The organism is Thermogemmatispora sp., assembly GCF_019683755.1.
In the GTDB taxonomy this organism is placed as follows: domain Bacteria; phylum Chloroflexota; class Ktedonobacteria; order Ktedonobacterales; family Ktedonobacteraceae; genus Thermogemmatispora.
Genome location: NZ_JADGHT010000238.1, coordinates 1 through 7,294, shown reverse-complemented (window position 1 = coordinate 7,294; position 7,294 = coordinate 1). Strand labels below are relative to the sequence as shown.

The 7,294-nt window shown below is 56.0% G+C and carries 7 protein-coding genes; 5 read left to right on the top strand and 2 right to left on the bottom strand.

Annotated features, from left to right (window positions below; genetic code table 11):
• On the top strand, window positions 1-416 hold a 416-nt coding region (locus tag IRZ24_RS14380), incomplete at its 5' end, for a prephenate dehydratase domain-containing protein (RefSeq protein WP_297165422.1).
• A 326-nt stretch (window positions 417-742) separates the two neighbouring features.
• Here the strand turns inward: IRZ24_RS14380 and IRZ24_RS14375 are convergent.
• Window positions 743-1,774 (bottom strand): P-loop NTPase, encoded by a 1,032-nt coding sequence (locus tag IRZ24_RS14375; protein WP_297165420.1) that lies wholly within the window; start codon window positions 1,772-1,774, stop codon window positions 743-745.
• Window positions 1,775-2,306: 532 nt separating this feature from the next.
• Here IRZ24_RS14375 and IRZ24_RS14370 point away from each other — a divergent pair.
• From IRZ24_RS14370 to IRZ24_RS14355, 4 genes are all read left to right on the top strand, one after another.
• Window positions 2,307-2,993: a Crp/Fnr family transcriptional regulator gene (locus IRZ24_RS14370; RefSeq protein ID WP_297165418.1), complete on the top strand. Its 687-nt coding sequence runs from the start codon at window positions 2,307-2,309 to the stop codon at window positions 2,991-2,993.
• A gap of 324 nt (window positions 2,994-3,317) precedes the next feature.
• A complete protein-coding gene (locus IRZ24_RS14365; RefSeq protein WP_297165416.1) occupies window positions 3,318-4,361 on the top strand; it encodes a decaprenyl-phosphate phosphoribosyltransferase in 1,044 nt (347 codons plus the stop codon).
• 27 nt (window positions 4,362-4,388) lie between these two features.
• On the top strand, window positions 4,389-5,486 hold the full coding sequence (locus tag IRZ24_RS14360; protein ID WP_297165414.1) for a lysylphosphatidylglycerol synthase transmembrane domain-containing protein: 1,098 nt from the start codon (window positions 4,389-4,391) through the stop codon (window positions 5,484-5,486).
• A 7-nt stretch (window positions 5,487-5,493) separates the two neighbouring features.
• Window positions 5,494-6,291 carry a polyprenol monophosphomannose synthase gene (locus tag IRZ24_RS14355; protein WP_297165411.1) on the top strand — a complete coding sequence of 266 codons (798 nt, stop codon included), beginning with the start codon at window positions 5,494-5,496 and terminating at the stop codon, window positions 6,289-6,291.
• Between the two features lie 221 nt (window positions 6,292-6,512).
• Here the strand turns inward: IRZ24_RS14355 and IRZ24_RS14350 are convergent, their stop codons facing one another.
• Window positions 6,513-7,073 (bottom strand): NYN domain-containing protein, encoded by a 561-nt coding sequence (locus tag IRZ24_RS14350; RefSeq protein WP_297165409.1) that lies wholly within the window; start codon window positions 7,071-7,073, stop codon window positions 6,513-6,515.
• Window positions 7,074-7,294 lie beyond the last annotated feature (221 nt).

Genomic DNA, 7,294 nt, shown 5'->3' with positions numbered 1-7,294 from the left:
TCCGAGAGCAGAATTTGCGCGGAGTAGCAGCCGTTGCTGGGGCAGCGGCTGCGGAGCTGTATGGCCTGCAGATTCTGGCCGAGGGCATTCAGACCATCAAGGATAACCACACGCGCTTTATCGCCTTGGGGCGTGATCCGGCGCCCCGTCGAGAGGGACCAGCCAAGACCATGATCGTCATGGCGACGCCCCATCAGCCTGGGGCACTCTATCGTTGCCTGGGGGTGCTTGCCGAGCGAGGCATCAACCTGCTCAAGCTGGAGTCGCGTCCCTCGCGCCAGCGCATCTGGGAATATGTCTTCTATCTTGATTTTGAGGGCCACCGTGATGATCCTCCGGTGCGGAGTGCCCTGGCTGATCTAGCGCAATATACGACCTTTTGCAAGGTGCTAGGCTCCTTCCCGCGCCGGATTTAGTCTAGGGTGGGTAGGCCGGTGGGCCTATCTCGCCGCAGCAGTCAGGCGTCTAGATACTGCTGTGTGCCAGGGCAGGGCCTGGCGGGCCCAAGTGTCCAGGCAACCAAACAGGGGCACAGCGTAAGCGTTTCGCGTGAACTAGGCTTTTCTCACCGGAGTCCGCTGTGCCCCTGCTCCTGCGCTACTGCTCTTTTCCCCCTCTGCTCTTCTCGCTACTAGCATAGCGGAGGAGCCACGATGGAAAACGAGCAGAGGGGGATAGCTCACCTGCTGGTTAGGTACAGGCGATCAGACCAGTGCAAGCGGGGAGCCTCGGCAGGTGATCCTTAGCGCTTAATCTTCAGCGTATTCAGGAAGTTTTCAGCCAGTAGCTGGTAGGCTGGCGATTCATACTCTTCGATACGACCAGCGTCGCAGAGGGCGGCAACCTGGGGATCGATCGGCAATTGCGCGAGCAGCGGAGCCCCAGTGATAGCAACCAGCTCAGCGCCCTGGCTAGGGCCAAAGATCTCGTAGCGTTCACCCGACGGCGTCTCGAAGTAGGCCATATTTTCAACCACACCGATGATGGTCCCCTTCAGATGACGCACCATATTAATGCACTTCTTAACCACCATCGTCGCCAGGAGCTGGGGCGAAGAGACAATGATGACGCCATCGGGAACCACGGCTTGCATTACCGTCAGAGGCGCGTCGGAGGTGCCTGGTGGCAGATCTACCAGCAAGAAATCGAGAAGATCCCAATCGACATCACTGTAGAATTGCTGAATGGCTTTGGCCACCATTGGCCCGCGCCAGATGACCGGATCACTCTCCTCTCCCAGGAACATATTCATTGAGATCACCTTGATGCCACCACGGCTCTCCACTGGTCGGATGCGGTTATCTGGCAGCATCGTCGGCTTGGCGTTGAGGCCAAACATGCGCGCCATACTCGGCCCGGTAATATCGGCGTCGAGCACGCCAACCCGCTGGCCCTGGCGTCGCAGAGAGACCGCCAGCAGCCCGGTGACCAGCGATTTGCCGACGCCCCCTTTGCCGCTCATCACTGCGATCACATGCTTGATCTTGCGCCCGCTCCCGGAAGCCATCGTGAGCGGGATACCGCGACCAACTGGCGCCTTTTTGGGAGCGACAGAGATCGGTTCCCCCTTGATGGCGGCATTGAGGTCCTTGAGCAATAAGTCCAGCTTCTCGGGAGGCAGACGATGGGTACGCGCGCCACCAGCGATACTCTCGCGGGAACCGACCGCGCACGCCGTGCAAGGCAACCCGTACCCGTGGAAGACCTTCACGGTCTCCGGGTGCTTGGTTACCACATCATGAATCACCATATCGGCAGTAATAAGCTCCGCCATATCAGCTGATACCCCATCCTCTCGTCGACCTGCCCTGTCAGGTCAGACCGAACAGGCCGGCGTGGTCTTTCTCTCTTGTCTATGTCGGTTGCGCAAAGTGGCTCTCGCACTTAATTCCGACTTGTGCACTAAGTATTATAGCACAGGGATACTGGCTCTGGCTATGCTCCGGCCCCGGCAAGGACCAGTAGCCAACGAGCGAGCGATGAGGCAAGGAATGTCCCAATATAGCTTGCGGGCGCAATCAGAGCAGTGCAGCGAGCGACTGAGTCCCATGAAGGGAAGGAGCCGCGTAGCGACATTGCGCAGCTCAGAGCAGTATGCTATCATGGCCGCGGAGCGCACAGCCAGGTTCGCATCGGTAGCCTGGTGAGCAAACGAGTCCTGACGAGGAAGAGCCAAAGCCGGCACTGACTGCCTGATGGAGCCTCTGGCTTGCTGGCTCGCTTGTAATCATGTATCGCTACTTGCTTGCTCATTTGAGAAAGGCCGTCGTTGATCCCGCTGCCTATGGCCAGGAGAGGACCACCTTATGTCGACAGATGAAATGCTGTATTTGAAGCAAGTATCGAGTTTTGCAGAGCTCCCTGATGATGATCTTCGCGAGTTAATGGCAGTTGCCAAAAAGCGAACCTTTCGTTCCGGGGAAGTGATCTTCCACCGCGATGATCCAGGGCAGGTACTCTACATCATCAAGGAGGGCAAAGTCAAGATTTCTATTAATAGTTCGGAGGGACAAGAGATCTCACTCGTTATCTTTGGCAAAGGAGAATATTTCGGAGAATTTGCTCTTCTGGATGGCTTACCGCGCTCAGCGGATGCCGTAGCCCTAGAGCGCGTCGAGTGTTATGCCTTGCAACGTGACGACTTTCACCGTGCCCTGCTCAAGAATCCGCGCATAGCCATCCATATGCTGGAATCGCTCTCGCGACGTCTACGTAATACTGACAAGATGATCGAAGACCTCATCTCTCTTGACGTTCCTGGACGGGTGGCCAAGAAACTACTAGAGCTGGCCGAGCTGCATGGAGTGCCGACGGAGGACGGCGTACGCATTGATATCCGGCTCACCCAGCAGAATCTGGCCTCGATGGTTGGAGCCTCGCGTGAGAGCGTCAACAAAGTGCTTGGCTATTTTTCCGCCAAAGGATATATTACGACCGATCGTCATCGGATCACGCTCCGGCGACCAGCTGAGTTGAAAGAGCGCATTTACTAGTGAGGGAGGCGGAGAGCAAGTGAGCTGAACCGGGTAGCCTGACCTGGCTGATCTGCAGGCCTTTCTTCTCCCTCCTTCCCATGCCTGAGAGTCTCTCTGTGGCCTGGGCAAGCGGGGGACTTGTCTCTTCTCAACGCCGGCTGCTAGCGAAGGAGCCACGGCACGGGGGAAATGGGCTGAAGCTAGAACAGGGACAGAGCAAGCGCCTGACTTCCTGCCGAGTCTGTTACTCCCCTTCCCCACTACTCGTCTTCACACAAAGGTCAGGGTAGTCCGCCCTGCAGGATTGAGCAGTTTGAAGGCAGTGAAGGGAGCGTTTGACCATTGAACGAAGCGTTGACCGATCAAAAGGAGCAATCGCAGCCGGTCGAGCAAAGCATGACTTTGGTCAGCGGCGAAGTGGGGAGGAAGGTAGCGGCGATGGGAGGGACCATGACCTTCAAAGCCCGCCTTGGGGCAATGTTCCAGGCCCTGCGTCCGCGCCAATGGACCAAGAATCTGGCTGTCTTTGTTGGCATTCTCTTTGCCAAACGTCTCTTGGAAGTTGCCCCGCTGATCCACACTTTACTAGCTTTTATAGCATTCTGCCTTGTTTCTAGTTTTATCTATTTGTTGAACGATCTGCTTGATCTGGAGAACGACCGGCGTCATCCCCGCAAACGTAATCGACCTCTGGCCTCGGGCCGTTTGCCGATCTCATGGGCTGTGGTGGCAATGGGCTGTCTCCTGGGCGGGGCGGCGCTGCTCACCCTGGCTATTTTCGCTATTCCGCTGGGTGGTCAGCATCTGCCTTACAGCTCCTTGGGTGGGGGCGATCTGCTCTTTGCTCTTGTACTAGCGACCTATGTAGTCCTGATGGTTCTCTACAGTGTGCGGCTTAAGCACGTCGTTCTATTAGACGTTTTCATTATCGCCAGCGGTTTCCTATTGCGTATTTTGGCGGGAGCTGTTGTAATCTCGGTGGTGATTTCCCCCTGGCTCTACCTTGTCACTATTTTGCTCTCGCTCTTTCTGGCTCTCAACAAACGGCGGCACGAGCTGGTGTTACTGCAAGGCGAGGCCAGTACTCATCGACAGATCCTGAAGGAGTACAATCTTCCCCTGTTGGACCAGATGATCACGATTACCGCTGCAGCGACGGTCATGGCCTACAGTCTTTATACCTTTCAGGGGCCGACGGGGGACCATCATCTCATGGTGACCATTCCTCTAGTGCTTTATGGGCTTTTCCGTTATTTGTACCTGGTCTATATGCGCATGGAAGGGGGCAGCCCCGAGGAAGTACTGTTGCGTGACCGTCACACTCTGGCGACGGTTGTTCTCTGTGCTGCCGTGATCTTTGTGGTGCTCTATGTGCTCCCGTCTTAGTAATCGCTTGAGGAGGATCATCGGCCTATGATGACTGCGAGCCGGTTTCGGACTGTGCGCACGGGCATAGCGTTTTCGCTGGCGCTGGCCTTTGTTGTCCTCGTGGCTATTGGTCTCTATGCAGACTTTCCACGCATGCTGGTGGCGCTTGCGAGTTTCCGCTGGTCCTTCCTGCCTTTGATTCTCTCACTGACGCTCTTTAATTATTGCTTCCGCTTTTTCAAGTGGCAATATTACCTCCAACGTTTGCAAATTCGTCTGCCGCGTCTGACTAGTTTTCTCATCTTCCTCTCGGGCTTGTCGATGGCTATTACGCCGGGGAAGGTGGGGGAGCTACTGAAATCATATCTCCTCAAGCGTTCGACGGGAGAACCGATCAGCCGGACGGCTCCGATCATTATGGCCGAGCGCCTCTCAGATGGGCTGGCGATGCTCTTGTTGGCAGCTACGGGGCTGGTTTTCTACCGCTTTGGCTGGGAAATCTTACTCATCCTTCTTGTGGTGGGCTTAGCCGTTATTTTGCTGATCCAGCACCGCTCGCTTTCATTAAGGGTACTTGCTGCCGGCGAGCGGCTTCCTGTGCTCTCGCGTCTGGCGCAGCCCCTGCGTGCTTTCTATGAGAGTGCCTATACGTTGTTGCGCTGGCGCCCTCTCCTGCTGGCGATCGCTATCGGCTTTCTCTCCTGGTCAGGGGAGTGCCTGGCGCTCTATTTTGTCTTTCTCGGCCTGGGGGTGCTAGCCTCGCCTGACCTCTTGCTCAAGGCCACCTTTATTTTGGCGGTCTCTTCACTGGTGGGGTCGGCCTCTGGTCTACCAGGAGGACTAGGTACTGCCGATGGTAGCTTGCTCGGGCTGATTCGCCTATTAGTCTCCCCTTCCGCTGTAATTGGTGGTGCCGCAACACTCTTGATTCGTTTCTGTACACTGTGGTTTGGCCTGGCGCTCGGTGTTATCGCATTTCTTTTCTTGCGTCTTACTCAATATAAAAAACTTTTTGCGCCTGAGCCTTATGAGGAAGGAAAGATGTATTTCTCAACAATTGTGGATTCGGGGACAGAGCAGTCTGAAGCCGATGGAAGCTACAGACTATCCCGAGCATCGGCACCTCTAAGCAACGGAGAGTGAGCGACCCATGATGAAAACCCTGATCATCATTCCTACCTACAACGAAAAAGAGAACCTGCGCCCCCTTCTCAGGGAGATCTTTCGCTATGCGCCGACGACAGACGTGCTCATTGTGGATGATCATTCGCCAGATGGCACGGGAGAGCTAGCCGAGGAGCTGGCCAGAGAGGATGCGCGGGTGCATGTCATGCATCGTCCAGGGAAACTTGGCCTGGGCACTGCCTACATCGCTGGCTTCAAGTATGCCCTGGAGCAGGGTTACGATGCCGCTTTCGAGATGGACGCGGATTTTTCACATGATCCGCGCTATTTGCCTGATTTTCTGCGCCTGATCGAAGAGGCCGATCTCGTCATAGGCTCTCGCTACATCAAGGGGGGGGCTACGCCTAATTGGCCCTTCTTGCGGCGCTTGATCAGCGGTGGTGGCAATATTTTCGCCCGTACCCTGCTAGCTCTGCCGGTACACGACTGTACTGCCGGCTATCGCTGTTACCGGCGGGAGGTTCTCGAAAGCATCGATCTCGACTCGATTCGCTCGCGGGGCTATGCCTTCCAGGTTGAGCTAGTCTATCGGGTCTGGCGTCAGGGTTTTCGCATCGTTGAGACGCCGATTGTCTTTGAAGATCGGCGTGTAGGCCAATCAAAGATGTCGAAAGCCATTATCCTGGAGGGCTTTCTCTTTGTGCTGCGCACCCGTTTTGGTCGCAAGCCGCAACTGCCGCCACCGGTGCGGCGCGAAGCGACTCTAGTGGGAAAAGCTGCAAAAAACGAGGCATGTGAGCGTGTCCCTGAGACGTCGCGTTAGTCCAGCAAGCGAGCCGTGGTATCATGACCTGCTAGAAGTACGGTCTGACCTTGGCTTGTCTGCCGCAGAGGTGAGCTGACAGAGCAGCCAGTCAGTCAGCTAACCGGATTGTGGCGGTTGCCGTGCTGGGAAAGCTTGGCCGGGGTAGAATGGACCCTGGTGCTACTGAAGCAGCCGGGCTGTCTCGCCATTGAGGCCGACAAGGCAGACAGGAGACTGCTTCAGTAGCGTTTTCTTTTTTTCTGCGCGCCTCGTCGCCGGCGATGCTGAGATAGATGCTGTTTGGAAAGAGCGGGCGCGTCCTCGTAGTCTTCTAGCTTGAAGGCGGGATCAAGTCCATAAAGGGCGCGCATACGTATCTGATGAGCGAAGCGCTGGGCCAGTTGGCGTGGAGGGGCATTCAAGGTTGCAGCCAGACCTTGTGTGGAAGTGGCCAGGCCACCCTGCCGAGTGACTGACTGACGCACTTCGCTATCGTCGCTGAAAAGCTGGACTTCATGTCCGGAGGCGCGAGCCTCGCGGGCCAAGCGAGCAATGACTTGGTCAGCCTTTTCGCCATGCCGCGAGTAAATGATATGGATGCGGCGCTCATAGAGGTGTTGCTCATACTTGCCTGTGCCATCAAAGACGACTGTAACGTGGTAGGGGGTATGACGATAGCGATGGACAAGTTGAGTAATGAGCTGCTCGCGGGCGCTTTCTAGGCTCCGGCTCAAAGCGGCGCGAAACTGAGGATTGCGTCGGATCACGTTGTAACCATCGACGAGGATGCACTGTCCCATTTGCTCATGGTCCTCTCGTACACATATATCTATATATAACAACAATAGCGCACCTTGGTAAGAAACCGACCAGCGAGGTGAGAGGAAGAAAGAGAGATTGGGCTTGCGCTCTCCCTCTTTGGCTGGTGCTGGCGGTTTCCCGTTTAATGAAACCATTGTACCCACTGGAGGAAGAGATTAATAGCCTCACGGATATCTATGTGGATTGCTCTCAGCAGCAG